A 26,669-nucleotide genomic window follows, 5' to 3' on the forward strand; every position below is an offset into this window, starting at 1 on the left:
GCAGAGGAGGAGCATCCGGCAAGTGGCCCCGGGGAGGATCGCAACCGGTGAGAATCCCGACCGACTACGCGGCCGGCTATGCCGAGGCCCGCCTCGTCGATGCGGAGAGGGCGCGCAACTACATCGCCCACACCCGGGTGGGGGACCCGGAGGCCGATGCGTTCATCGCGAGAATCCACGAATTGCCCGCCGAGCAGGCCCTACCGCTGGTCACCGCCGGTATGGACCGGGATGAGGAGGCCCTGCGCCGGGCGCCCCGGTTCGTCCGGGAGTTCTTCGATCCGATGGAGACGCCTCCCGAATGGGTGAACCAATCGGACTTCTGGCCCGGTGTCCGCATGTTCCACAGGAACTCGCCGGTGGTGCTCGCATCGATGCTCGCCGGCACCCTGGTCGAAGGGTTCTCGACCAACATCGCCAAGTCGTTCTTCATAACCGGACGCCTTCGGGACCAGGGCGTACGCCGCCTGAAGCAGAACAACCGGCACATGGTCGAGATCTTCATGCCCGGCGGTATGGAGCGGGAAGGTGACGGTTGGAAGCTGTCAGTGCGGATCCGGATCCTGCATGCCCAGATCAGGAGCCTGCTGGCGAACTCCGATGACTGGGACGAGGAGGCCTGGGGTCTGCCGGTCAGCGCCGCCCACCTCGGCTTCGCCATCGTGGCCTTCTCGGCCCGGTTGCTCAGGCACATGAAGAACCTCGGCGCTACCTATACCGATGAGGAACGAGCCGGATTCATGGCGGTATGGCGGTACACCGGCCACCTGATGGGGATCCCGGATTCGATCCTGTACACCGATGAGGAAGAGGCCCTGAAGGTCTTCGAGATCGGGCGCCTATGCGAGCCGGAGCCCGACTTCGAGTCGATAGCGATGGCGAACGCGTTGATCAACTCGGGCCCGCTGCTAGTGGACATGACCGATCCGAAGGTCCGGCAGAACTTCGCCAACTACGTGTTCCGCGTTTCCCGGGCCCTGATCGGTAGGACACTCTCCGACCAACTGAACTATCCGGCCACCCCTCTGGTCGGGGTGCTCCCCTGGTTCCGCATGCAGCGGCGCTACCAGCGTTTCACAGCCCGGTACGTGAAGCCGCTGGCCAAGCAGAACAACAACTTCACCGCCTTTACCTCCCTACTCCAGGTCTCCGTCTTCGACGAGGCGGGAATCAGCTACCGGTTGCCCGACCATGTGTACGCCGAGGAGTCCAGCCGCTGGTAGGGCCGGCTGACCCGACGGGAAGGACGCCAACTTGGCGAGCGCGTCGGTGGCCGTAACCCGGCGGTCGTAGTCGAGCGGTCCCTTACCGTTCCAGGGGGCAGAGAACCCGATCCGCACCGTCGACACCAACGCATTCAGCAAGGCCCTCAGCCCGCGCGGCAGGGGGAAGTACTCATCCTCCTCGGTGACCCGGAACAGGCTCCACCCTTCGGCAGGATCGAGGCGCTCGAGCACCTCCCGGACCAGGTGGTCGGGTGCCGATGCGCCGGCCGTCACCCCGACCACTTCCGCAGAGTCCAACCATTCGGTTCGGATCGCATCCGCTGAGTCGATCCGGTAGGCGGAGGCGCCCCGCATACGGGCGGTCCGGACCAGGGCATTGGTGTTCGAGGAGTTGTCGGAACCAACCACCAGGATCAGATCACATTCGGAGCTCATCTCGAGTACCGCATCCTGGCGGTTGGTGGTGGCGTAGCAGAGATCGCTCTTCCGAGAGGTCTCCAGGTTCTGGTAACGCCCGGAGGCCTCGGCCCTGATCGCCTCCCACTCGTGCATCCCGAGGGTGGTCTGGGCGAAGAGCGCCACCTTGCCGGGATCCCTGGGCCTGAAGCCTGCCAGCCCCGTCTCCGGTTCGACCAGAGTGATGTTCGAAGGCGCCCGGGCCATGGTACCCACCGCCTCATCGTGCCCTTCGTGGCCCACGAAGATGATGTCGAACCCCTTCGCCGCCCGCCGCTTGACCTCATGATGGACCTTCGCCACGAGCGGGCAGACGGCGTCGATGACGATCCCCGCCCGCTCCTCCCCGTGATGCACCACGTCGGGGGCGGAGCCATGGGCCGACAGCATCACGGGAGCGCCTTCCGGCACCTGGTCGATCGAGTCGACGAACACCACTCCGGCGCGTTCGAAACACTCCACGACGAACCGGTTATGGACGATCTCGTGGTAGCAGTAGACCGGGGCGTCAAATATCTGGACCATCCAGACGAGCGCCTTGACGGCCATGTACACCCCGGCGCAGTATCCGTTCGGCTCGGCGAGATACACGCGTCTGGGACGGCTGGTGGTCGGTAGGGCGGTCTCCGGCATGCTGGAATTGTACCCCGGCTAGTTTCTAGTCGATAGTTGCTAGTTACTAGTTGATTAAGTATCTATGTCGATAGTTACTAGCCAATAGTTAGTGTCGTAGCTCTTAGCAAGGGCTTTAGCTTGTTCCAATGTTGGTAGGCGTCTAGGTTTCGTCGTGCTGAAGCGAAGAGCCTGGTGAGACAGCAGGTTAGAGGGAACCGCGGCGGCCTAACTGACATCCAACTAACAACTAATGACTAGCGGAGGCGAAGGCGGCTGCTCCGGGGCCGGCGTAGGACACGGACACCCGGTCGCCGGGCGCGAAGTCGGGTGCGGCGATCACCCGGGCCACCAGTTTCGTACCGTTGAGAGCCAGTTGATAGGTGGTGTCGTGTCCGTAGAACTCGACCGCGGAGACCACACCCTGGTCCCCCGGGTCCACCACCAGGTACTCGGGACGTATGACGACTTCGCACGGTCCCCTCACAGTGCCGGCCAGGGGAACCTCCCCGACCGCGGTGGAGACGTGCCCGTTGGTCGCCACCCCGCCCAGCACGTTGGCTTCGCCGACGAAGGTGGCCACCCAGGCGGAGACGGGGTTCTGGTAGACGGCGGCCGGCCGGCCGACCTGTTCGATCCGACCCTCGCGCATCACGGCCACCCGGTCCCCCACCACGAACGACTCCTCCTGGTCGTGGGTGACGAAGATGGAGGTCATCCCCATCTCCCGCATCAGCGCGGCCACATCGGCCCGGATCCTGGTGCGCAGGCCGGCATCGAGGTTCGAGAACGGCTCGTCGAAGAGCAGCACCCGGGGACGGGGCGCCAGAGCCCTGGCCACGGCCACCCGCTGCGCCTGCCCTCCCGACAACTCGTCGGGGTACCGGTCCGCCAGATGCGACAGGCCGACCAGATCCAGCGTCTCGGAGACCCGGCTGCGGTCTCCTCCCTTGCCCAGGCCGAACGCTACGTTCCTGGCCACCGTCATGTGGGGAAACAGCGCCCAGTCCTGGAAGACCATCCCGATACGCCTCTGCTCCGGAGCCACGAACCGAGCCGGACCCGTGAGGGTCCTTCCCTCGAGGGTTACGTCGCCCCGGTCGGGAACCTCCAGACCGGCCAGGATGCGCAGCAGCGTGGTCTTCCCGCATCCGCTGGGGCCGAGCAGGGCCAACGACTCGCCCTGTTCGACCGCCAGGTCGACACCGGCCAGCGCGGAGGTGCCATTGAAGAGCTTGGCGACATCGTTTGCCTGCAGATACGACATTCGGGCTCCCGGAGGACCGTGCTACGAGCGGCTGAGCATCGGGCTAACAGCTACCTTATCCCTGATGTTAGGGCGACCTGACTAATCATACCTGAGGCGCGGCGTGATCGGTCCAATCGAATCACGAGAAACCGATCAGAAGTCCCGATCGACCACGAAAGCGGCGAGATCCTCCAGTTCCCCGGCTACCTGCGCGTCTATGTCCGCCCCCCGGAGGGCATCGGCCGCCCGCCGCATGCAGTCGCGGGCCGCCGAGACGGTCGCCTCCCGTCCGCCCGCTTCCTCGACCAGGGCGGCGGCCGCTTCGATCCGGTCATCATCCAGCCACTCCCGGGCGTACAGGTCGGCCAGTCTCTCGCCGGCTCTGGAGCCCGAGGCCAGCGCCACCGCCACCGGGATCGACTTCTTGCGCTCCCTGAGGTCGTTACCGGCCGGCTTGCCGGTCACCGACGGGTCTCCCCAGATGCCCAGCAGGTCGTCGATGGCCTGGAAACCCCGACCCAGCTCGAGCCCGAAGCTCCGGAGCCGGCGGACCGTCTGGTCGGGGGCGCCGGCCAGGATGGCGCCCACCGCGGAGGCATGAGCCAGCAGGGCGCCCGTCTTGAGAGAGACCATCTCCCAGCACAGGTCCACATCCACCGCCTGCGAGCGGTGGAACGACATGTCCATATGCTGCCCGGCGATCATCGACGCGGAGGCTCCCGCCAGGTCGGCGGCCGCGGCAACCCGCGGGGGCGTGGGCCGGTCGAGCAGCAACTCGAGACCGAGCAGCATCATGGCATCACCGGCGATGATGGCATCGCCGGCGCCGAAGGCCTTCCACACGGTGGCCCTGTGCCGGCGTTCGGGATCGTCGTCGATGATGTCGTCGTGGACGAGCGAGAAGTTGTGGACGATCTCCACCGCGAGCGCCCCCGGGAGGGCGACTTCGGCCGCCGCGCCCACGGCTTCTGCCGACAGGAGCGCCAGCGTGGGCCGGATGCCCTTGCCCTGGCGCGGGTTCGGCACCGGAATCCCCGCCGCGTCGATCCACCCGAAGTGGTAGCCGACCGGGACGGCCAGGCTCGAAGACAGCCGTCCCACCGCCTCGATGAGGGCCGGTTCGACCATGACCCGGGTCCGCTCCAGCAAGTCGGGTGTGGCGCGCCTCATGTCCTGGCCCCCTCGCCGGCCGCTGGAACCGTCTCAGGCACCGGGTCCCCATTCCGAAGGGCAAACCTGGCCGCACGGCGTCCGGCCTCGACCCCGCTACGCACCGCCCCCTCCATCGTCGCCGGCCACCCCGTATCGGACCAGGCGCCGGCCAGGAAGACCCCCGGGAGCCCGCACTCGGTGCCGGCCCGGAGAGGATGGGTGCCCGGCTCGCCGCGGAAGGTCGCCCTCGGTTCCCTCGTCACCATCGACTCGGTCACCACGGCCTCGGCCGCGGCCGGCAGCAGGCGATCCATCTCCGCCACGAAGTGCTTCACCAGATCCGGCGCACTCGCGCCGAGATGGGAATCCGCCGCCGACAGGGAAACAGACAGGCATTGGCGGCTGTCGTCCAGACCGGCTGCTCCGGTCCGGTCGAACACGTACTGGATGGGGCTCCCGACCGCGGCGAACATCGGGAGGTCGGTGATGGGGCGGTCGTAGACCAGGTGCACGTTCACGATCGGCGAGACCCCCAGGCGGTCCAGACGGTCCTGGAAGGGTACGGCACCGGATGGAAGCATCGAACCGACCACGTCGTGCGGAACGGCCACGACCACCGAGTCGGCTTCGACACTCCCACCGCTCACCGTTACCGACGGGCGTTGCCCGGAACCGGAGCGGACAGCTGACACCGCCGCCCGGGTCATCACCTGGGCCCCCCGAGCCTCCAGGGCGCGCCGGCCGGCGTCCCCGTGAAGCACCGAGAGCGGTACCGACGCCCAACCGATGTCTGCGGACGCGGCGTCGGTCAGAAGCCCCGTGACGAACACCTTCGCAGCGAGCTTGAGGGATGCGTCACGAGCATGGACGTTCACCGTCGGGAGCACGACCAGGTCCCAGAATCTATCCACGGCCTCGGCCGGCTGGCCGCGGGCGGCCAACCAGTCGCCGAAAGACACCCTGTCAAGCGTCGGATCCTCCGGGTCGAGCTTTCGCAAGGCTCTTCCGGCCGCCAGGACCTTCAACCTGGCCCTCAGGCTGATGTGGGGGTAGCCCAGGAGAGACGGCGCCAGATGAAGAGGGGCCGGCCCGAGGGTACGCCGGATCGTCCCCGCCTTCCACCCGGGTCGTAGTACGGGGATACTCAGCCGCTTCTGGATGGTCACGTCGCCGATCGAGCCGATCCTCTCCAGGAAGGCCAGGTAAGCGGTGCAGCAGCGGAGGAAGACGTGCTGGCCGTTGTCGTACGAGATTCCCTTCCGCTCGAAGGACCAGGTCGCGCCCCCCAGGCGGGGACGCCGCTCCAGCAGCGTGACCGACGCTCCCCGGTCAGCGGCTTCCAGACCGGCAGCGAGGCCAGCCAGGCCACCACCGACTACCACCACTCGGGGGCGGCTGCCGCTCACGGCTGCAGACCGGAGATGCTACGGACCGCTACCAGGCCCTTCTCCCAGGCCGGAAGGGAGACGCGCTCGGTCAGGGGAAGGGTGGGCTGGGCGCGCATCCGCCGCAGGAGCCGCCGGTATATTCCCGCCATCGCGGCCGTGCAGGATCGGCTGCGGTGATCGAGGTGCGCCAGCAGCGCGAGGCCGCTGTCGAACCAGACCGAGGCCTGACCCGCCACGTACTCGACCATGTCACCGACCCGCTCCGGCGGGGTCCACCGTCCCGGCGCGATGCCGAAGCGATCCCGTTCCTGCTCGGGAAGGTAAATACGCCCCATGCGAAGGTCCTCCACGATGTCCCGGAGCATGTTGGTCAGCTGGAAGGCCACTCCCAGGTCATCGGCCATCCGGTGGGCCTCGCTCTCCCCTACCGGCTCCCGCCTCCGGCCGGCTCGGGTGCCGAACACGCCGAGCGAGAGGCGTCCCACCGACCCCGCCACCAGCCGGCAGTAACGGACCGTGTCCTCCATCGTGGCGTACTCCGCGCCCCGCACGTCCATCTCGCAACCCTCGACGATCTCATGCAGGGCGCCGACCGGGATCGGGTAGCGCTCCGCGGCGTCTGACAGGGCCACCAGGACGGGGTCCTCGCGGTCCCCCACGTCTCCGGCGCCAAGGCTCTCTATCGCCCCGTGGAGCTTGTCCAACTCCTCGAGCTTGCGGTCGCGGGGCCAGGTTCCGTCTCCGACGTCGTCGATCCGCCTGGCCATGGCATAGAGCGCGGCCATCGCCCGGCGTTTCGGCGGGGGGAGCAACCGGATGCCGTAAGCGAAGTTGCGGGCCGCCTCCCAGGTAATCCGCTCGCACGTCTCGTATGCGCCCTCGGGGGTCACGAACTTGCCCTCATGCGGTCCGCCGGGCGGTGCCGGCCGAGGTAGACCGGGACGAAACGGCGGAGAAGGCCTGATCGGCCGGCACGCCGGGTGCCGCCCAACACCTCGAAGCCGGCCTTCTCGATGGCATCCAAACCCGCCAGCCCGCCGGCCACGAAGCCGGATATGGCGAGGCGGGCGTGACCGGTCAGGGACCGGACCAGCGGAATGCCCTCCTCGACCAGTTCTCGGGCGAATTCCGACTCGTAGGCGACCAGCGCGCGGAGCCTGGTCCCGGCTTCGGGCGCCGACAGGTCGTCTACCGAACATCCGAACCTCGCCATGTCCTCGGCGGGCAGGTAGACGCGCCCCGCTGCCGCATCCTCGGCCACGTCCTGGAGGTGCTCCAGTATCTGGAGACCGCTGCACACCGCGTCCGATGCCGCGATCCGTTCAGGTGTACCCGACTCGAAGACGGCCAGCACCATGTGCCCGACCGGGTTGGCGGACAGGGCACAGTAGTCGAGCAGTTCCTGGCGGGTCTCGTAGCGGGTCTTGTGCTGGTCCAAGCGGTTGGCCGCCAGCAGCTCGTCGAAGGGCCGGCGTGGCACGTCGAAACTGTGGATCATCGGCGCCAGCCGGCGAAACACCGGATGGCGGGGAGAACCCGCGAAGAGGGCGTCCAGCTCCGAGTCGGCCCAGTCCAGCGCCACCGTCCGGTCCCCCGGGAACTCGTCTCCCAGGTTGTCCACGAGCCGAGCGTAACCGTAGATGGCTTCCAGATGATCGCGCAGGCCTCGGGGGAGCAGGCGGAGCGCAACCGGGAAGTTCTCCCCGGCCGCTCTGGCCATCACCACGTCGAGCGCCACATGCTGCTCCACCGACTCGGACCCGGAACGGGACGAGTACGACCCTGCTGACCCTGTCAGCGAAGACCGGTCGGTCGGCCTCTCGGCGGACACCGCACCTCCCACCGCGGGACCATGACCACGTTCGGTCGATCCCGGCTATCGGAAATGATTCGCCCCTGAGAATAGTTACCGAGCCCCATGCGGGGACTGTCACCTCGAATAGCCCGGTGCCTTCTCCCAGCGTCAGCGCCGGGTCGTAAGACCTACCAGGCCAGGTACTTCAACTCCAGGAACTCGTCCATGCCGTGGTGGCTGCCCTCGCGGCCCACGCCCGACTCCTTCACCCCACCGAAGGGCGCGGCCTCGTCCGCGATGATGCCGCGGTTGAGCGCCACCATTCCCGACTCGATCGCCTCACCCACCCGGAAGGCCCGATTCATGTCTCCCGTGTACACGTAGGAGATCAGACCGTGGATGGTGTTGTTGGAGGCCTCGATGACCTCCTCCTCGGTGTCGAAGGACACCACCGGGGCTACCGGACCGAAGATCTCGTGCCCGAGGATCGCTGCGTCGGGAGCGACCTCCGACAGCACGGTGGGCTGGTAGAAGTAACCGGGACCATCCGGTGCCACTCCGCCGGTACAGACCGTGGCCTGGTCGTCGACCGCGCCCGAGACCAGGCGGTCGATCTTCTCGACCGCGGCAGTGTTGATCATCGGGCCGACCTCGTTGGACCTGTCGATGCCCGGGCCCACCCGGAGGCCCGACATCGCCTCGGTCAAGCGGTCGGTGAACTGTTGCGCCACCCCAGACTGCACGTAGAAGCGGTTGGCGGCCACGCAGGTCTCGCCGGCGACGCGCATCTTGGCCACCACGGCCCCCTGGACGGCGGCCTCGATGTCGGCGTCGTCGAATACCACGAAGGGGGCATTGCCACCCAGCTCCATGCTGGTCCGGAGGATGCGGCGCCCGGCCTTCTCCATCAGGATCCGACCTACCTCGGTGGAACCCGTGAAGGACAGCTTCCTCACCCGCGGGTCTTCGAGCATGACGTCAACCACGCCGGAGGAGCCCCTGGCCATCACCACGTTGACGGTCCCGGGAGGGGCGCCCGCCTCCGCCAGGATGTCCGCCACGGCCAGGGCCGAGAGCGGGGTGTCGGACGCGGGCTTGAGGATGGTGGTGCATCCGGCCGCCAGAGCGGGCGCGATCTTGCGGGTCGCCATAGCCGACGGGAAGTTCCACGGAGTGACCATGAGGGAGACCCCGACCGGCTCGGGTAGCACGACGATCCGCTTGTCGCCCCTCGGAGCGGTACGTATCTCGCCCATGATCCGGACCGCCTCCTCGGAGAACCACCGGAAGAACTCGGCGCCGTATCGGACCTCCCCGATGGCGTCGGCATAGGACTTCCCGTTCTCGAGGATGATCAGCTCGGCCAGTTGTTCCTCCCGCTCGAGCATCAGGTCGTAGGCCCGGCGGAGGATGTCCGAACGCCGGCGCGGAGCGGTGGCCGCCCATCCGGGCCCTGCCTCGGCGGCGGCGTCGACCGCCAGGCGCGCCTCTCCGATCCCCGCGGTCGAGACGGCCGCCAGCACCTGTTCGGTAGCGGGATCGATGACGTCCAGTTCCCCATCCCCCTCTGTCCAGTCGCCCCCGATCCGGAGGTGGGTCCTCGGACCCTGGAAAAGCTCGGTTACCGCCGTCATCGCGTTCCTCCCAAAAGGTGTTTGGCCTGTCTTCTAAAGGCCGATATGGCCGGCCAGGTCGGACGCCACCGCTCCGGCATGCAACTCCAGGTCGCGTTCGATTCCGGACGGGTCATCGGACCCGGTAACCGGGCGGGTGGAATCCACGTACATTTTAAGCTTGGGTTCGGTGCCGCTCGGCCGTACGAGCACGCGAGTTCGATCCTGGAGCCGGAGTTCCACCAGCGACGCCTCTCCGAGCCACCGCGGCCTCCCCGCGGCGCCCGTCCGGTAGTCGGTCATCCCGACCACGTCCTCTCCTCCCAGGCGATCCGGGGGGTCTTGCGCCAGCCGTCGCATGGCGCCGGCGATCTCGCTCGCTCCGGCCGACCCCGGCCTCCTGACGCTGCGCTGGACCGAGACCCACAACCCGTGCCGGCGATACAGTGCTTCCAGCCGGTCGAGCACCGTCTCGCCTCTCTTCCGGCACTCGGATGCCAGATCGGCCATGAACAGGGCGGCCGACAGGCCGTCCTTGTCATACACCAAGCCTCCCACCGCATGGCCCAGGGCCTCCTCGAAGCCAAAGGCAAGAGCGCCCCGGCCCTCGGCCTCGATGTCGAGCGCCGCGTTCATGATCCACTTGAAGCCGGTCAGGGTGGTCTCGAATCGGGCCCCTCGGGCGGCCGCCACCAGTCCGGCCATGGGCGAGCTGACGATGGTGCTGACAACGAGAGGTTGCCTGCCGCGGGGGTCCCCACCGGCCGGTCGGCGGGAGAGTACGTAGTCGGCCAGCAGCACCCCGACCTGGTTGCCGGTGAGGCCGACCCATCCGTCCCCGCCGGGCACGGCCACGCCGAGCCGATCGGCGTCAGGATCGTTGGCCAGCACCAGGTCGGCTCCGACCCGTCGCGCCAGCGCCAGCGCTAGGTCCATGGCGCCCGGTTCCTCGGGATTGGGGAACGGCAGGGTCGGGAAGCGCCCGTCCGGTTCGGCCTGCTCCTCAACCGGGTGAACATCGCGGTAACCGGCTACGGCCAGCAGCTCGCGCAGGTACCGCCAACCCACCCCATGCATCGGCGTGTAGACGATCCGCAGGCCGGGATCGACCGTCGCGGTCGACCGCAGCCGGGCGAGCTCGTTCCGGTACCCGTCCCAGACATCGGGCGACACGGGACCCGTCCGCTCCCTGCCTTCCTGGAGCGGTGCGTCAATCCGGGGAACATCGACCGCCGAACCCACCCGGTCGATGGCTGCGGAGATGCCGGCGTCGACCGGAGGGATGATCTGGGCGCCGTTGGCGTCATAGACCTTGTAGCCGTTGTCCCGGGGTGGGTTGTGGCTGGCGGTGATCATCACGCCGGCGCAGGCGCCCAGGACCCGCACCGCATAGGCCACCAGCGGAGTCGGAACCTCCTCCTCCCAGAACCTGACCGCCAGGCCGGCGGCGCTCAATACCCCGACCACATCGCGCATGAAGTCGGAACTGGACGGCCGGGCGTCACGGCCCACCACAACCGGACCGGCCGGCGCTCCCCCGTGGCGGGCCAGCAGGTAGTCGGCCAACCCTCGCGTGGTCCGGATGACCGTGGCACGGTTCATCCGGTTGGAACCGGCCTCCACGACCCCGCGCAGACCGGCGGTGCCGAAGGCGAGCGTCCCGTCCATCCGATCGGCCAGGTCGGTCGGATCTCCAGAGTCGAGCAGGGCGCTGAGCTCGGCTCTGGTGCGGTGATCGGGATCGCCCAGGATCCACGCCCTGGCCCGCTCCACCACGTCGCTCATGAGACCGACGATAGCCAGTGGTCAGTGGTCAGTGGTCAGTGGTCAGTGGTCAGTGGTCAGTGGCCAGCCTGCACAACACGCGGCTCGTCACCATCTCCGTAGTGGCAGCGGACGGCGTCGGTGACCATCGCCTTGAGATCGGCCCAGTCTTCACCCTGCGTGAAGATGCTGTGGCCCAGAGCTCGAGCATCGAAGCCGCCCTCCGGCGCCTCCGTCACCTCGAACATGATCTCCATCGCCGCTTCCACAGGTTCCTCCACGCTTGCGAGTCGCGGTTCTCCGTGCAACAGCATCCTTGACTCCGAACGAGCTGCAGCCTCGCACAGGTCAAGCTTACCGATCACCACGCCGGGTACTCCCCGACCGGTTCGACCCCTCGTCCAGCGCGGGCGTTCGGGGCGTCCATGTCGGCACAAGCCTCAGCCGCTGGGGCGGCTGCGGATGGCGAAGACCTTGTAGGTGAAGTCAGCATCCTGGCTCCGTGTTCCGAGGCTGGTCCAGCCGGAGGTACCGGACTCCTGACACTCGCCGCTCCACACCACTTTCAGTTCCACCGGGTACCCGGTCGGGTAACCCGCCCGCAGCGAGGACCTCAGGTACACCGCTTCCGCGCCCCCGAACCGGACCTCGACCGCGGTCTTCAACGAGCCGGCGTCCTGGTAGCCAGGAACGTGGCGCTGGAAAGTCCTGATGCCGAGTTCCGTTCCGTCGGGCCTCCCGAGGCCGGTCACTTCCCAGGACATCCGGCTTACCCATACCCGGATGGACACTTGCTCGCCTTCGATCTGTTCGGTATAGGTCCGGGACGGATCTCCTTGGTAGCTCGCCTCAACAGGCACCCTCACGTAGCCGTTCCGGACCGGCCGGAACCCGAGCGACGGCGCGGCCATGGCGTCGATGGTGTCATGGAAGGAGGTAACAGCGCCGGCCACCGTGCACGCAGGTGGCGGAGGGGGCCTGACGGTGGTGGGCGTGGCCGGCCTGGTGGTCACGGTCGGCCGCCCGGTAGTCACGGTCGGCCGCCTGGTGGTGGTGGTACGCCTCCTAGTGGTGGGGGTGGCCGGCCTGCTGGTCGAAGTCGTCCCGCGGGTGGTGTCGGTGACGGAGATACGCGTGGTCTCCTGATTGCTTGTGGTGGTGGGGCAGTCGGGCGGATGGGCGCTCGGATCGTCAACGCAGTGCGTATGGTTCACCGTCACCCACGTCCCGCAGTTGCCCGGGCTGGTGTTGGCCGGCAGGCTCCTGTTCCCGGCACATACGTAGTACCTGGGACCGTTCCGGTCCTGGTGCCTGTTCAGGTACCGGTACTTGACCGTGACGCCGTCCCCGTGCGGGGCGTGCCCGCCCCGTCCGATGCCGCAGCTGTTGATGCGCGGCTGCGGGGGGCTGATCCTGGGGCCGCAGGCTCTCCACAGTTTGCCGACCGACTTCCATCGCCCGCATGTGATCTCGCCGGTGCCCGTCTCGAGGATGGACTCCTGGCATTCCAGCTTGTTCCAGTAGTTCCAGTGCTGCTCCCAGTCCCAGGTCGCCACGGTCCGGCCCGGCTGCCATGAAGTCTCGGGAGGATGGGCCCCGCCCGGCTCCGAAGCCCACAGTGCGGCCGCGGCGAGCAGCCCGATGAGCGCTAGCCAGCCCACCGCGGTGGGCGCCGATCTGGCAAGCGTCGGGAGGTCCCGGATGTGCCTGCGTAGCCGAGCCATCAGTAGCGACCCGTAGAGCCCGGGGCCTCGTCCTCGTTGACCTCCGGGTTCGGGTCACGGGGACAGCGGACATCGCTTCCTATGTGCTCCATGATCACCAGCACCTTCACGCAGTAGGACCTCCTGTACGAGACCTTCCACTCCCCGTCCACCTGGACGAGGGTGTCCAGGACCAGATCGGTGGGCGGGTAGTCGGGATGGTCGAGCCGGTAGCGGACCGCTATCACCCCCCGGTCGGCGTCCGGGCCGCCCCGCCACGAGATCTCCTCGAATACCACGCTGGACCGCCCGCGCTGCTCCGGGTGGTAGAGAACGGCGCCATAGGTCCGGCCGAAGTCGTCCAGCGCGACGAAGACCTCATCGAGCAGAGGACCGTTCCTGATGGCCGAACGGCGCTGGTCGTCCGTGCCCGTGTATGCCAGGTACACCGCCCGGCGGACCTCCGCCAGCGTGCACGGATCCTCGACCGGATAGCTGTCCGCGACCCACAGCTCTTCGATCGGAGGGCAGGGCCCGGCCTCCCTCGCCTGGAACCCACCGGCCGGCTCCGCCGTTGCGAGTCCGTCCGAGGTGGCGGTGGGACTCGGGGTGGGCCCCTTCTCGACCTCCACACCGGACTCGGTGGGCGGATACCGGAATGTGGTGACCGTCAGCAGGGCGGACGGCTCGGTGTCGTGACTGTGGTCATGGCCTTCGCCGCCACCGTGATCATGGCCTGCGGCGCCGGTCCGATCCTCTCCATCCACCTCTACGTCGATCGGGTTCGATTCCGAGGGCACCGCCCACTCGGGCGATGCCCTCCCGGTCTCCTCCCCTGCTGCCGGAGGGGGCGCGGTGGCCGACGAGGCGGCTGATCGGTGCGGTGTTCGGCCCGGTGCCGTGATCATGAGCACCGCTGCCAGCACCCCAGCTACGAATACGATGAATAGCATCTTCTCTACCAGGTGGTTCATGCCTTGATGTGCTCCGATGCGGGATAGATATCGCTACCGGAGGCAGCGTATCGGAGCTATGACCGGGAAGGAGCTACCAAACAGGGTAGAAAATCTCTGTCTCCCCGAAATTTTTCTCACTCTGGGCTGAGATCACTGATCAGATCGGGATCGATCATGCCATCGCATAGAACCGCTAGACATCCCGTACATCAATAATTCGAACGCGACCGCCACTCAACCACAACTTTCCTGCTTCATTGCGGCCCACCTCGTCGGGGCCCGGACCCGGATCGGACCTATCACCCAGGACGCCGGCAGGACGCCGGCTCGAGCCGGAGGACGTGCCTCCGGGAACGGGGCGCGATCAGGGTGAGGGCGGGCGGATGATCGGGCGCCGGTACGCCATGAGGTCCGCCCCGGCGAAGACCACGGCCAGGACGGCCGCCACCACCAGACCTCTTTGCCAGGCCCAGACCGCCGCCGCCACGCCCACGATCATGCCGATGATCCGGGAGTGGAGGTCGCCGCTCGGGCCCAGCATCCTGATCAGCACGGCGCGGAGCATCTTCGACCCGTCCAGCCCGCCGATCGGCAGCCAGTTGACCAGCCCCCAGACCACGGACACCCAGATGAAGGCCCCCACGAAGAACACCAGGTACTCCCCGTACCGGTCGGCGGCCGCCAGGTGGATGCGCCACGGACTCTCGATCGCCAGTTGCCCGAACCGGCCCAGGCCGCCCAGCTGGGCATACCAGTACAGGCCCAGGCCGGCGAAGAGGCCCACTGCGGAGCCCGATGCGGCGATCGTGAACAACCTCCAGCCCCCGAGGGGGATATCCCGCTCCCTCCAGTACGTCGCACCGCCCAGCGCGTAGATGGTGATGCCCTCGACACGGCCGCCGAGACGCCGCACCGTTGCCGCGTGGCCGAGCTCGTGCAGGATCACGGAAAGCAGGATGGCAAGCGCCCACAGGGTCGTCGCGACCGGGCCGAGTCCGGTGTCGAACAGGAGCACGAGTACGAGCAGGAAGGTGAAATGGATGTGGACGGGGAACCCGAACAGCCGGAAGCGCACGGCGGCCAGAGTAGTTGGTAGTGGCGCCCAACCGGCTGCGGCCGGCGGCTACCGGGGAGCCCTCAGGGAGACGGGTGGGCACCGCCCTCCAGAGCCGCGAGGGCGAAACCTGCCAACCGCTCCACCGAACCGGCCAGGGACGGAAGGTCCACGCCCGAGATGTTGTCCATCACGCCGTGCCGGTAGCGGGCGTAGACCCCTTCCAGGATGGCCGCCAGGCGCCATGCCTGCATCGCCCGGTAGTACGGAAGCTCCGATACGTCCGCCCCGGTGAGGGCCGCGTAGCGGGCCACCATCTCGTCGCGGGACTGGAATCCACCGTCCTGGACCACCGACGACCGCCAGAGCTCCGGCCCGCCGGGATCGATCCAGTCGTTGGCCAGGTACCCGAGATCGGTCAGAGGGTCGCCCAGGGTGCAGAGCTCCCAGTCGACCACGGCCCCGATCCTCCCGTCCTCGACGATCAGGTTGCCGAACCGATAGTCACCGTGCGCGACACCGGTTCGTTGCTGGGTGGGGATCCGGTCCTCCAGCAGGGTCCGGACCCGGTCCATGACCGGAAGGTCCCGCTGCTTGGAGGACTCCCACTGGCGCGACCAGCGGCGCAACTGGCGCTGCACGTACCCCTCCCGGCGGCCGAGGTCGCCCAGCCCGATGTCATCGGGGTCCAAGGAGTGGAGACCCGCCAGCACCGTCACGGCATCCTCGCCGAGAGACCTCCGGTCGGCCGGCGTCATGGACGAACCCGCCGTCCGGTCGTGGGGCACCACGCCGGCGACGAATCCCATCACGTAGAACGGGGCGTCGTTGACAGCCGGATCGCTGCATAGGCCGAGGGCCGGAGGCACCGGTACGTCGGTCCCGCCCAAGGCTGAGATGATCCGGAACTCGCGGGCCACATCGTGAGCCGTGGCCAGGACATGGCCCAATGGAGGCCTTCTGAGCGCATACTCCGCGCCGTCCGCTCCCCTGACCCGGTAGGTGAGGTTGGAGTTGCCGCCCGGTATGGGCGCGAACCGGAACGGCGGGACGGCGCTCTCGATGTTCCTCACCATCCACTCGGTAACCCGCTCGCGGTGGATACCGGGAAGGGCGCCGTCCGGACCCGAGCCGTCCGGTGGATGCTCCTGCCCGGTCCCGCTCACAGCGGCCCCTTATCGGCCCGGCGGAGGGTGATCTGCAGGAGCGGCCCGATGGTCACGGTGTAGATGACGGTGCCTATGCCGACCGCCCCACCCAGCAACCATCCGGCGATCAGCACCGTCCCCTCGATGAGGGTGCGGGCCAACCGTATGGACATGCCCCGAGCGGCCAGGCCGGTCATGATCCCGTCCCTGGGCCCGGGTCCGAGGCGCGACCCTATGTACAAACCCGATCCAATGGCCACCATCCCGATACCGCCGATCAAGTACAGGACGCGCAGCCATAGGGTCTCCGTCTCCCCCACCACGAACAGCGTGAGGTCGATCATGACCCCCACCAGGGTGGCGTTGAGAAGGGTGCCGAGACCGGGACGCTGCCGCAAGGGAATCCATCCCAGCAGGACAACCATGCTGACCACGATGGTCACCAGTCCCACCGACAGAGGAGTCCGCAGGGCTATACCCTGATGGAAGGCGTCCCACGGGGACAGGCCGAGGTTGGCTCGGATGTTGAGCCCTATGCCGCCTCCGAACATGACCAGCCCGAGGGCCAGGCCGGGGATCCGGACCAGCACCGCGCGGGTACGGGTGGTGACCAATCACGCCACCTAGTGGTCTGTCTGTCGGGAGGATGCTGACGGGGATTGGCCGGCCCGCGAAGCGTTGACCCGGGGGGTCATCGTCGACTGTCGGTCCAACTGGACATTTCGGTACCCTCCTACGGCGGGGCAAGCGGGACGGACCGCCATCGTCCCGAGTCGTTTCGGATCGGGTGGGCCACGGCACACTCTGGTCGGGCCGCCGAGCGTGCGGACAGCGTAGACGCGCCGACCGGGGTGCATGGATCCCCTTGACGCCGCGATCCGGCGATCCCATTCGGCGTTTGCGGTGGTACGCTTGTGGATAAGCGAGCCACGTCTCGTGGCGGGGCGCGCCCGATTGCGGATCGTGCCTGCCAATGGCCATAATTGAACTGCGCGGAAGCCGAAGGAGTCAGACGCGATGGCCGACTACAAGATGATGGTGTGGATCGACCAGGATCTGTGCACCGGGGACGGCATCTGCGAGGAAATAGCTCCCGACGTGTTCGAGGGTCGCGACGACGGCCTGTGGGTGGTGAAGGAAGAAGCCAGGCACTTCGGCTCGACCCTGGTCTTCGACGATGAGAATGGAGACGGGCACGGCCCCGAGGGCGCCCGCGGGGTGGCGCGAGTGCCTGACAGCCTGATCGAGGACGTGATCGAGTCCGCCGAGGAATGCCCGGGGGAATGCATCATGATCGAGCCCTACAACCCCGAGCTGGTGGCCGAAGGCCGATAGAACGGCGCCCCACCGGTTCTCACGCCATACCCGGATGATGACGACCGGCTCGCGCCGCCGGGGACTGGCCATCCTGGCTGCCACGCTCCTCCTCTTGACCGTCGCCCTGTTGCCGGCCGGCGCCCAGTACTACCCCCCTGGCCCTCCCGGCAACGGCGTCGTGATCAGCGACGACGGACTGGTGCTCCCGGTGAGGGAGATCACGGATGACGGATACGTGGTCACCACCACCTGCTGGAACGAAGCCATGGTGACCGGAGGCACGTACATCTCGCACGTGGAAGTGGTGATCGACCCCGGCCATGGAGGTTCGGAGTACGGCGCCGTGGGCAGCAACGGGCTGACCGAGAAGGCCCTGAACCTGGACGTCTCGGAGTTGCTGATAGAGGAACTGCGAGACCGGGGTTTCAACGCGATCATGACCCGGACCACCGACGTCCGCATCCCGATCGTGGTGCGGGCCGAGATCGCCCGAGCCCTGAAGCCCGACGTGTTCATCTCGCTCCATCACAACGGCGGTGCCACCGCCCGCTCCGAACTCCCCGGTACCGAGACCTACCACCAGATCGAGGGCGCCAACTCGAAGCGGCTGGCGGGCATCCTCTTCGAGGAGCTGCAGGGGGCGTTCTCTCAGTACGACGTGGCGTGGCGCAAGACCGTGTTCCAGGGCGCCTCCTCCGTGCTCCGCGTCGAGGTTCAGGACGACCTGTACGGGATCCTCCAGTACACCCCCGGCATCGCCACGGTCATCACCGAGGCCGCCTACCTCTCGACACCGGCCGAGGCCCGGCTGCTGGCCGACCCGGAGGTGCATAAGGTCGAGGCGGTGGCCATCGCGGACGGGATCGAGCGGTACCTCACCACCAGCGACCCGGGCTCGGGGTTCAACCCCATGTTCAGCACCTCCAGGAAGCTCTCCGCCGGAGGGCCCGGCGGCTGCAGGGACGCCGAACTGGGCGATCTCGGCGTCGACGAACCGGGCTTCGACGATGTTGCGGACGGCAGTCACCGGCAGGACATCGATGCCCTACGGAACAAGGGCATCCTCGACGGCACCGAGTGCGGGCCCGACCTGTTCTGCCCGCGCCAGCCCATCAAGCGCTGGATGATGGCCGTGTGGCTGGTGAGGGCCCTGGACGGCGCCGACCCCGATCCCGTCACGGAATCCCGGTTCGTCTACGCCGGCGCGGACCGCTGGTGGACGCCCTACGTCGAGCGCCTGGCCGAACTGGAGGTCACTCGAGGGTGCAGCACGGCGCCCGACCGCTTCTGCCCCTACGACCTGGTCACCCGGGGCCAGATGGCGTCATTCCTCACCCGGGCCTTCGATCTCGGTACAGGTCGCCCGAGCGGCTTCACCGATACCGCCGGGAGCACCCACGCGGCCGCGATCGACGCCGTTGCCGCCGCAGACATCACGCGCGGCTGCATGATCTTCCCGCCCCGCTACTGCCCAGGCGCCGATACCACCAAGGGCCAGATGGCCACCCTGCTAGCGCGGGCTCTGGACCTGGTCCTCCTCGACCCTATCCGTGGGGACCGTTAAGCACGTAAGCCGGCCGCGATCTACGAAGACCTCGAGCCTTCCTCCCAGTGGTCTCTAGAAGTCGAACAGCGACAGCGCGGTGCCGCCGCGGATGGCAGCCCGGTCCTCGGGCGGGATGGCGGGCAGGTAGTGATCCACCAGGGACAGCACGTCGGAGTAGCCGGGGTTCACCTTGATCCAGGGCCAGTCGGACGCGTTGAGCATCCGGCCGGCGCCGAACGCGGCATACACACGGTCCACCACCTCCTGGAGGTCCGGGTACGGATAGGGGGTCTGGGTGAAGGCGTACTGGCCCGACAGGTGCACGTAGAGGTCCTCCGGATGCTTGGCGGCCATCTCCTCGATCAGGCTCAGGGAATCCGGCGGAAGCGGGATATCGAAGCGGGGACGGCGGTCCTCGTCGATGGCTATCTCCATCCAGATGTCGGGACAGAAACCCAGGTGGTTGAGCACCACCTTGAGACCGGGTAGCGCCTGCATCACCCCGTCGAGCAGGCCCACCTGGACCGGGTCGCCGTAGAACCACACCTTCATGTCCAGGTCGCGCATCGCCTCCAGGGCGGGGAACACCGCCAACGAGTCGGGCGCCTGGCCCTCCTCACCGCCGAAGCCGTAGAACCGGAGCCCCTGGATGCCGACCTGCTCCGCCCGCCGGGCCACCTGGCCGGCGCCGTCCTCCGCATCCGCGTCGTAGACCCCCACTCCGGCGAAGCGGCCGGGGAACTCGACCAGGATCTCCGCCAGGTAGTGATCGTGGACCGACAGCGGAACGATCACGGCATGGTCGACGCCGGCGCTGTCCATGGCCGCCAGGAACTCCTCCGCCGATTCCTCCCGCTCGACCGGGGTCATCGCCTCGAAGACGTCCCGCGGGTACTGCTCGCTAGCCGGCTTGAAAAGATGCAGGTGGGCGTCTACTACCGCCATGGTGTCGAACCTCCGTATGCCGCCGTCCTCCGACCGGCCATACGTTACAAGCCGCCCTGAGCCGACTGGGGGTCTCCCCGCACGGCGAACACAAGGGAAGGGTGCGAATGGCAAGCACACCGGACCCGGGCACGCGGCGGTATCCTGACTTCTTGCCAGGCGCCGCCGCTCCCGATGGTTGCCCGCTCCCAGGACCGTGCGACGCTCGGGTGGATCCATCAGGGCATCCGCCGGCATCACGGTGGCGTAGCCGCGGCTGCTTCGGGAAGGAGAGGACCGTGAGCGATGCCCGGACGAACATGGCCGACTACGAGGAGGCCCGCCGGACGTTCCGGCTCGGGGTGCCGGCCGAGTTCAACTATGCGAGGGACGTGGTCGACGAGCGGGCACGGGTGCGTCCCTTAGACCTGGCCCTGCTGGCGCTGGATCCTCAGGGGGGAAACCCCCGGCGGTTGAGTTTCCGTGACCTGTCCGAGCGATCGAACCGGGCCGCGAACTTCCTTTCCGCCCGAGGGGTGACGAAGGGGGACAGAATCTTCTTGATGATGCCCCGGATCCCGGAGTGGTACGACGTGATGCTCGGCGCCTTCAAGCTCGGGGCCGTCCCGATGCCCGGAACCGTGCAGCTCACGCCCAAGGACATTCGATACCGGATCGAGAGTTCCGAGGCCACGGTGGCGGTGACCGATCCTGAGGGCGCGGCCAAGGTTGACGAGGTGCAGTCCACCTTCCCGGCGCTGAGGCAACGGATCGTCGCCGACGGGGCATACGGTGACTGGATCTCGCTCGAGGACGGAATGGAGCGAGCCAGTACGGCGGAGCCTGACTCGGCGCCGACCGCCGCAGCCGACCCGCTGTTGATCTACTTCACATCGGGCACGACAGGCCAACCGAAGATGGTGCTGCACACGCACGCCTCCTACGGGATCGGCCATGAGGTCACCGCGCGGTTCTGGATGGACCTCAGGCCCAATGATCTGCATTGGACGATCTCAGATCTTGGCTGGGCGAAGGCGGCCTACGGGAAGCTCTTCGGTCAGTGGAGACGTGGGGCGGCTGTTCTCGTATGGGACGGCAGGGGAAAGCCGGACTTCGACCAGATCCTGCACATCGCTGAGAGTTACGGGGTGACGACGTTCTGCGCTCCCCCCACCATCTATCGACAGTTCGTCCAGATGGACCTATCGCGATTCGACCTGTCACGGATGAGGCACGCGATGGCGGCGGGCGAGCCGCTGGAATCCGAGACCTTCGAGGTGTGGAAGCAAGCAACCGGTCTCGAGATCCATGACGGCTACGGACAGACCGAGACATGCATCACGGTCGCCAACTATCCCAGCCTGCCCAAGAAGCCCGGGTCGATGGGCAAGCCGAGTCCCGGCTACGAGGTTGCGGTCGTCGACGATGGCGGGGTGCCGGTGGAGCCGGGAATCGAGGGGCAGATTGCGATCAGGGTGAAGCCCCAGCGACCCGTCGGCCTCTTCTCCGAGTACTGGAAGGACCCGGAGCGCACCGCTGAGGTGTTTCAGGGCGACTGGTACTACAGCGGCGACAGGGCCCACGTCGATGGGGACGGATACTTCTGGTTCGGTTCGAGAACCGACGATGTCATCATCTCCGCCGGATACCGGATCGGACCTTTCGAAGTCGAGTCGGTGGTGATGGAACACCCCTCGGTCGCCGAGACCGCCGTGATCGGAGTGCCGGACCCCGAACGAGGCGAGGTCGTCAAGGCGTTCGTCGTCCTCGCGCCCGGCCGGGTGGCATCGCCGGACCTGGCGAGCGAGATCCAGCAGCACTGCAAGAAGTCGACGGCTCCCTACAAGTATCCCCGTCAAGTCGAGTTCGTGGAGGAGTTGCCGAAGACGATCTCCGGCAAGATCCGCAGAGTCGAACTCAGACAACGAGAAGCTTCGACCGAGTGACCACCCGGATGCCGACGACCCGACTCGGGCGCAGCGTGCACAATGAGCAACACGGGAGAAGAACGTCGCGACTTTCGAGCATTGGAGGGGTTCGGAGTGAGAGACCAGCCGACCGCGGCGACAAGTTCGCCCACCAGGACCGAGGCGCTCGCCCAAGCCGAACAATGGCTGGACTGGCTGGTCGAGAGCGGAGAACACGGCTGGCGTCGGACCTCCCCGACATCTGTCGCTGCGGACCCCACACCGAATCTGCCGTGCCGTGTCCTCGCGTCAGCCCGCGACGTTGACGGCGTGGGTGGGTCATCTGCCATACCTGATGCTGATGGCCGGGAAGCGCAGGAGGAACTGTTACTGGCAGCACGCCACGGTCGACGTGGAAACCGGTGTGCCGTACCCCAAGGACAAGGCCCTGGCCGCCATTACCGGACTGGTGGACGCGTTAGCTGTCGTGGCCGACATCCCCCACCCCTATCCGGACCGCTGGATGGCACACCTGTGAACGTCCTGGGAGCGTGGAGGTTCGACGCGAGGAACGTTGCGGACGCGCTGGACGCGGTAGGTCGTCTGTGGGGCGAAGAGGACCACTTACTGGAGATCGACACGCTAACCGGTGTGATAGAAGAGCTGATGGTGAACGCTGTTGAGCACTCCGGCGGCGGTGGGGTCGTGACCCTGCTTCGCATCGGTGCCACGGTAACGCTTCGGGTCAAAGAGTCCGGGGTCGGCATCCATCACAACATGGCGGCTGCTTCGGAAGAGATCAGCGTCGCCAGGGCATTCCAGCCCGGACCCGAAGGCACCTCATCGGGTTCGGGGTTTCGTGGCGAAGGCCTAGTGCTTGCTTTTGCAGGCCCGACGCAGATTCCGGGTCTGACCCTGTACCTGCAGTCGGGGGCGACCAGCTATGTGGCCGCGAACGGCGTCGGGTACGTCAACGGTGGGAGCGGCGACTTTCACCAAGGAGTCCTGGTAGAGCTCATAGTCGATACTTAGAGTACGGAATCCGTCAGTACCGACCTGCTCCGCTCGCCTGACCCAACCCGTCAGGGAGTTCTACGCATCGCCGGTGGGCGTGTCACACCTCCTCAGACATCGCCGTCTTCTTCGTGGAACGATCGAAGACGTCGCCACCTGGATCTCTGGAAGATCGGAAAAGGTCCGGCCCGAAGGTCCTCGCCGGGTGGCGAGACCCGCACAACCTGTCTCTCGGTAGCTCTCTTGGCGGCTAGGCGTCGGTGCCGGTCTCTGCGGCCAGGCGTTCTTCCCGGGCCTCTTCGATCTGGTCGGCGTGGTCGGCTATCCAGGCGAGGTGATGGCCGGTGAGGTAGCGGCGGAGGAACGTCAGCATGTGTTCGAGGAGTTGGGGCTGGTCCTCCAGCAATGGCGGCCCGGTGGCTTCGCTGGCCCCGCTCACCTGGAGCTTGGGACCTCTCATCCTGGGGTAGATGAAGCCGACCTGGCGCTCGACATCCTCGTTGAGGGCGCCCTTGAGCACCAGGCGCATGGCGGAGCGGGTGGTGCGCCAGTCGATGTCTCGAGGCGCATCCGGCAGCGGGCTGATCATCACCTGGACGGGCGCGCCCTGATCCTTGTCGACGAACAGCAGGGCCTCGGCGACCCGACCGTATGCCACCAACGCCACGGGGCCGAACGAAGCGGCCGTCTCACCCAGCAGGGCAGGGAGATCCTGTCCAAGCAGGCCGGGATCGGCATCGCCATCCGACAGTCCGTGGCCTCTCAGCTCCACGCTGATCACCCGGAACCCGTGGGAGGCCACCCTTGCCGTGAGCGGACCCCAGGCATCGAGGTCGTCGCCGTGGTCATGCAGGAACACGACCGCCGGTCCGTCCACCGGCCACTCGTGGCCGCGGAGAACCAGCCCGTCAGGAAGCCGGATGGCGACCGGGACCGGCGCCGCCGGCATCAACCGGCGAACGGTTGCGGGTTGAAGCACCGGAAAACCCGGCCGTCCGGGTCGGTGGCCAACTCCGGCTGTTCGTTCCAGCAACGATCCAGGGCATGGGGACAGCGCGGGGCGAAGGCGCACCCGGGCGGCATCATCTGGAGGGACGGCACCAGGCCCGGGATCGGGTCCAGGCGCCGGCGCGTCGCGCTCACCTTCGGCAGAGCACGGAGCAGGCCCTGGGTGTAGGGGTGGCGCGGGTCCTCGAACAGCTCGTCCACGGGGGCTTGCTCCACGATCTCTCCTGCGTACATGACCGCCACCCGGTCGGCCACCGCGGCCACCACCGCCAGGTCGTGGGTGATTAGGAGCATGGCCATGTTGCGCTCCCGCTGCTCCGTCACGAGCTGGTCGAGGATCTGGGCCTGGACGGTCACATCGAGCGCGGTGGTCGGCTCGTCGGCGATCAGGATGTCGGGGTCCAGCACGAGGGCCATGGCGATCATCACCCGCTGCCGCATGCCTCCCGAGAGCTGGTGCGGGTACGAGCCGAGCCGGGAGATCGGATCGGGCAGGCCCACCTTGGCCAGAGCGTCACCGGCCAGCCGGCGGGCTTCGTCCTTGCTCACGTCCCGATGGGCCCTGATCACCTCCACGATCACGTCTCCCACCGTGAACACCGGGTCGAGGGAGGTGAGCGGATCCTGGAAGATCATCGAGATCGAATCGGCCCGGATGCTGCGCATCCGCTTGCCGCTCAACCTCAGCAGATCCTCGCCGCGAAACCGGATCTTCCCTTCCCGGACCCGCACCGGCGGGTTGGGGAGAAGGCGCATGATGGACAGGGCGGTGATGCTCTTACCGCAGCCGCTCTCGCCCACCAGGCACAGCACCTCGTTGGGGTAGATGTCGAGCGACAGGCCGCGCACCACGTCGAAGGAATCCCTCCGGGAACTGACCATGGTGCGGAGCCCTTCGATCGAGAGCAACGGGGCGCTTACCGGCTGGTCGCCACCGGATGGCCAGCCACCTTGATCGGTCATGGTTGCCATCTCAGCCTCTCCGCAGGCGGGGGTTGACGACCGTGTACCCGACATCGGCCAGCCAGTTGGACAGAAGGACGACGGTGATCAGCACCAGCGAGAAAAACTGCGCCACCGGATAGTCGCGCCTCAGCACCGCGTTGACCAGCACCTGCCCCAGGCCGGGCCAGCCGAAAATGGTCTCGACCACCAGCGCATAGCCCACGATCTGCCCGATCCGGAGGCCCGCCAGCGACACGATCGGCACCAGCGCGTTGCGGAAGACGTGGCGACCGATGACCTTCGACTCCGAGAGGCCGCCCGACCGGAGGGTCCGGACGAAGTCCTGGTTGAGGTTCTCCAGCATGGCCGAACGGGTCATCCGGACGGTCAGCGCCATGCCTTCCATCGCCAGCACCACCGCAGGCAGCACCAGTTGCTTGGGACCGCAGCAGCCGGCGGAGGGGAGCCACCCCAGCACGGACGCGAACAACCACACCGCCAGCAGGGCCAGCCAGAAGTTGGGCACGGCCATCCCGGCCACCGAGAAGGTCATGATCCCGCCGTCCCACCACGAGTTCCTGCGCAGCGAGGCCAGCATGCCCAAGGGGATGCCCACACCGAACACGAGCACGAAGGCGGCCACTCCCAGTATGAGGCTGTTCTTGCCGTGCTCGGTGATCATCTTCCCGATCTGGGCGTTGTTGGTGAGGGAGTTGCCCAGATCGCCGGTGAACAACCGGCCCATGTAGTCGAAGTACTGCTCGTGGAACGGGTCGTTGAGGCCGAGTTGCTCCCGGACCGCCTCCCGTTCCTCCGCCGAGGCCGACGCCGGGACCCGGGCCGCCACCGCGTCGCCGCCTGACAGCCGGATGGCGTAGAACACGGCGATCGAGGACAGCACCAGGACGACCACCATGTACACGGTGCGGGCCAGTACCCGTTTCATTCCTCGTCAACCCCCTTGGCCTCGTGCCTGAGCCGGGGGTCGAACACGTCGCGCAAGCCATCGCCGATCAGCGACACCGCCAGCACCAGCAACACGATGGTGATGCCGGGAATGGTCGCTCCCCAATGGTTCTGCTGGAGATAGTTGCGCCCGTCGGACACCATCCCTCCCAGGCTGGGCGTGGGCGGCTGGGCCCCCAGGCCGATGAACGACAGCGCTGCCTCGGCGATGATGGCCACCGCCACGTAGTAGGAGGCCAGCACCAGGGCCGGCGCCAGGATGTTGGGGAAGAGGTGGCGCCACATGATCCGGGCGGTCGACAGGCCACCTGCCCGGGCCGCCTCTACGAACTCCCTCTCGCTCAGGGCGAGCACCTCGCCGCGCACCACCCTGGCGATGGCGGCGGTGTTCACCAGCCCGACCGCCAGGATCACCGGGAAGAGTCCTTCTCCCAGACCTCCCGCGAAGAGCACCGCCACCAGGATCAGCGGGAAGCCCCAGACGAAATCGACCGCTCCCCGGATGGTTCGATCCGCCCAACCGCCGAGGAACCCGCCGAACATGCCCAGCAGCAAGCCGAGGATCAGCGAGAGAATGGTGACCCCCGCCGCCACCATCAGGCTGACCCGGATACCTATGAACACCCGGACCGCCAGGTCCCGACCCAGGTGGTCGGTACCGAGCAGGTAGCCCTCGCTGCCGGGCGGCAGAAGGGTGTTAGCGAAGCTCTGGAACGCCGGATCGGCGCCCGAGACGATCGGGCCGAAGACACCGGCTCCCAGCACGATCAGCCCGAGCGCGGTTCCCAGGAGGAGGAGCTTGTTACGCCGCATGCGACCGAGGGCGGCGCGTGCCGGACCTACCCGCTGGCTCTCCTCGAACTCGGCGACCCGCAGGTTCCAGGTCTCCAGATGGGTCGGGGTTACGTCAGCCATCGTCCATTCCT

25 protein-coding genes are annotated in these 26,669 nt (G+C 67.4%); 6 read left to right on the forward strand and 19 right to left on the reverse strand.

Features of this window, described 5'->3' with window-relative positions:
• The first annotated feature begins 47 nt into the window (after nt 1-47).
• Nucleotides 48-1,223, forward strand: coding sequence for an oxygenase MpaB family protein (locus OXK16_07135; GenBank protein MDE0375720.1), 1,176 nt, complete (start codon nt 48-50; stop codon nt 1,221-1,223).
• On the opposite strand, the gene ispH is transcribed toward OXK16_07135, so the two are convergent.
• The 14 genes from ispH to OXK16_07205 form a co-directional block, all read right to left on the reverse strand.
• Nucleotides 1,137-2,315, reverse strand: a complete 1,179-nt coding sequence (gene ispH, locus OXK16_07140) for a 4-hydroxy-3-methylbut-2-enyl diphosphate reductase (GenBank protein MDE0375721.1) — start codon at nt 2,313-2,315, stop codon at nt 1,137-1,139. The genes OXK16_07135 and ispH overlap by 87 nt on opposite strands.
• A 229-nt stretch (nt 2,316-2,544) precedes the next feature.
• Nucleotides 2,545-3,561: an ABC transporter ATP-binding protein gene (locus tag OXK16_07145; GenBank protein ID MDE0375722.1), complete on the reverse strand. Its 1,017-nt coding sequence runs from the start codon at nt 3,559-3,561 to the stop codon at nt 2,545-2,547.
• 135 nt (nt 3,562-3,696) lie between these two features.
• Nucleotides 3,697-4,713, reverse strand: a complete 1,017-nt coding sequence (locus OXK16_07150) for a polyprenyl synthetase family protein (protein MDE0375723.1) — start codon at nt 4,711-4,713, stop codon at nt 3,697-3,699.
• Nucleotides 4,710-6,101: a hydroxysqualene dehydroxylase HpnE gene (gene hpnE / locus OXK16_07155; GenBank protein MDE0375724.1), complete on the reverse strand. Its 1,392-nt coding sequence runs from the start codon at nt 6,099-6,101 to the stop codon at nt 4,710-4,712. The genes OXK16_07150 and hpnE overlap by 4 nt, the downstream gene beginning before the upstream one ends.
• The gene (locus OXK16_07160; GenBank protein ID MDE0375725.1) at nt 6,098-6,973 is read right to left on the reverse strand and encodes a squalene/phytoene synthase family protein; all 876 of its coding nucleotides are present in this window, start codon (nt 6,971-6,973) and stop codon (nt 6,098-6,100) included. Before OXK16_07160 ends, hpnE begins: the two co-directional genes overlap by 4 nt.
• A complete protein-coding gene (gene hpnC, locus OXK16_07165; GenBank protein MDE0375726.1) occupies nt 6,970-7,914 on the reverse strand; it encodes a squalene synthase HpnC in 945 nt (314 codons plus the stop codon). The genes OXK16_07160 and hpnC overlap by 4 nt, the downstream gene beginning before the upstream one ends.
• Nucleotides 7,915-8,066: 152 nt before the next feature.
• Nucleotides 8,067-9,512 carry an NAD-dependent succinate-semialdehyde dehydrogenase gene (locus OXK16_07170; protein ID MDE0375727.1) on the reverse strand — a complete coding sequence of 482 codons (1,446 nt, stop codon included), beginning with the start codon at nt 9,510-9,512 and terminating at the stop codon, nt 8,067-8,069.
• 33 nt (nt 9,513-9,545) lie between these two features.
• The gene (locus OXK16_07175; GenBank protein ID MDE0375728.1) at nt 9,546-11,276 is read right to left on the reverse strand and encodes a phospho-sugar mutase; all 1,731 of its coding nucleotides are present in this window, start codon (nt 11,274-11,276) and stop codon (nt 9,546-9,548) included.
• 56 nt (nt 11,277-11,332) lie between these two features.
• On the reverse strand, nt 11,333-11,512 hold the full coding sequence (locus tag OXK16_07180) for a 2-oxoisovalerate dehydrogenase (protein ID MDE0375729.1): 180 nt from the start codon (nt 11,510-11,512) through the stop codon (nt 11,333-11,335).
• Between the two features lie 183 nt (nt 11,513-11,695).
• Nucleotides 11,696-12,979 carry a hypothetical protein gene (locus OXK16_07185; GenBank protein MDE0375730.1) on the reverse strand — a complete coding sequence of 428 codons (1,284 nt, stop codon included), beginning with the start codon at nt 12,977-12,979 and terminating at the stop codon, nt 11,696-11,698.
• On the reverse strand, nt 12,979-13,932 hold the full coding sequence (locus OXK16_07190) for a hypothetical protein (protein MDE0375731.1): 954 nt from the start codon (nt 13,930-13,932) through the stop codon (nt 12,979-12,981). The genes OXK16_07185 and OXK16_07190 overlap by 1 nt, the downstream gene beginning before the upstream one ends.
• 346 nt (nt 13,933-14,278) lie before the next feature.
• Nucleotides 14,279-14,989 (reverse strand): site-2 protease family protein, encoded by a 711-nt coding sequence (locus OXK16_07195; protein MDE0375732.1) that lies wholly within the window; start codon nt 14,987-14,989, stop codon nt 14,279-14,281.
• Nucleotides 14,990-15,051: 62 nt separating this feature from the next.
• On the reverse strand, nt 15,052-16,134 hold the full coding sequence (locus OXK16_07200) for a phosphotransferase family protein (protein MDE0375733.1): 1,083 nt from the start codon (nt 16,132-16,134) through the stop codon (nt 15,052-15,054).
• Nucleotides 16,131-16,730 (reverse strand): hypothetical protein, encoded by a 600-nt coding sequence (locus OXK16_07205; protein MDE0375734.1) that lies wholly within the window; start codon nt 16,728-16,730, stop codon nt 16,131-16,133. The genes OXK16_07200 and OXK16_07205 overlap by 4 nt, the downstream gene beginning before the upstream one ends.
• Nucleotides 16,731-17,148: 418 nt before the next feature.
• On the opposite strand from OXK16_07205, the gene OXK16_07210 reads away from it, so the two are divergent.
• Both OXK16_07210 and OXK16_07215 read left to right on the forward strand, forming a co-directional pair.
• Nucleotides 17,149-17,451 carry a ferredoxin gene (locus OXK16_07210; protein MDE0375735.1) on the forward strand — a complete coding sequence of 101 codons (303 nt, stop codon included), beginning with the start codon at nt 17,149-17,151 and terminating at the stop codon, nt 17,449-17,451.
• Nucleotides 17,452-17,485: 34 nt separating this feature from the next.
• A complete protein-coding gene (locus tag OXK16_07215) occupies nt 17,486-18,997 on the forward strand; it encodes an N-acetylmuramoyl-L-alanine amidase (GenBank protein ID MDE0375736.1) in 1,512 nt (503 codons plus the stop codon).
• A 54-nt stretch (nt 18,998-19,051) separates the two neighbouring features.
• On the opposite strand, the gene OXK16_07220 is transcribed toward OXK16_07215, so the two are convergent.
• Complete coding sequence (locus OXK16_07220) at nt 19,052-19,924, reverse strand: amidohydrolase family protein (GenBank protein MDE0375737.1); 873 nt, start codon at nt 19,922-19,924, stop codon at nt 19,052-19,054.
• Between the two features lie 299 nt (nt 19,925-20,223).
• Here OXK16_07220 and OXK16_07225 point away from each other — a divergent pair, with 299 nt between their 5' ends.
• The 3 genes from OXK16_07225 to OXK16_07235 all read left to right on the forward strand — a co-directional run bounded on the left by OXK16_07225 (nt 20,224) and on the right by OXK16_07235 (nt 22,842).
• Nucleotides 20,224-21,849: an AMP-binding protein gene (locus OXK16_07225; GenBank protein ID MDE0375738.1), complete on the forward strand. Its 1,626-nt coding sequence runs from the start codon at nt 20,224-20,226 to the stop codon at nt 21,847-21,849.
• 295 nt (nt 21,850-22,144) lie between these two features.
• Nucleotides 22,145-22,348 (forward strand): hypothetical protein, encoded by a 204-nt coding sequence (locus tag OXK16_07230; GenBank protein MDE0375739.1) that lies wholly within the window; start codon nt 22,145-22,147, stop codon nt 22,346-22,348.
• The gene (locus tag OXK16_07235; protein ID MDE0375740.1) at nt 22,345-22,842 is read left to right on the forward strand and encodes a hypothetical protein; all 498 of its coding nucleotides are present in this window, start codon (nt 22,345-22,347) and stop codon (nt 22,840-22,842) included. Before OXK16_07230 ends, OXK16_07235 begins: the two co-directional genes overlap by 4 nt.
• Nucleotides 22,843-23,074: 232 nt before the next feature.
• Here OXK16_07235 and OXK16_07240 read toward each other — a convergent pair whose 3' ends face one another.
• From OXK16_07240 to OXK16_07255, 4 genes are read right to left on the reverse strand one after another with little or no spacing between them, the layout of a single operon-like run.
• Complete coding sequence (locus tag OXK16_07240) at nt 23,075-23,773, reverse strand: hypothetical protein (protein ID MDE0375741.1); 699 nt, start codon at nt 23,771-23,773, stop codon at nt 23,075-23,077.
• A complete protein-coding gene (locus OXK16_07245; protein ID MDE0375742.1) occupies nt 23,773-24,795 on the reverse strand; it encodes an ABC transporter ATP-binding protein in 1,023 nt (340 codons plus the stop codon). Before OXK16_07245 ends, OXK16_07240 begins: the two co-directional genes overlap by 1 nt.
• Nucleotides 24,796-24,805: 10 nt before the next feature.
• On the reverse strand, nt 24,806-25,723 hold the full coding sequence (locus tag OXK16_07250) for an ABC transporter permease (protein MDE0375743.1): 918 nt from the start codon (nt 25,721-25,723) through the stop codon (nt 24,806-24,808).
• Complete coding sequence (locus OXK16_07255; GenBank protein ID MDE0375744.1) at nt 25,720-26,658, reverse strand: ABC transporter permease; 939 nt, start codon at nt 26,656-26,658, stop codon at nt 25,720-25,722. Before OXK16_07255 ends, OXK16_07250 begins: the two co-directional genes overlap by 4 nt.
• Nucleotides 26,659-26,669 lie beyond the last annotated feature (11 nt).

Source organism: bacterium (assembly GCA_028821235.1).
Lineage (GTDB): Bacteria > Actinomycetota > Acidimicrobiia > Spongiisociales > Spongiisociaceae > Spongiisocius.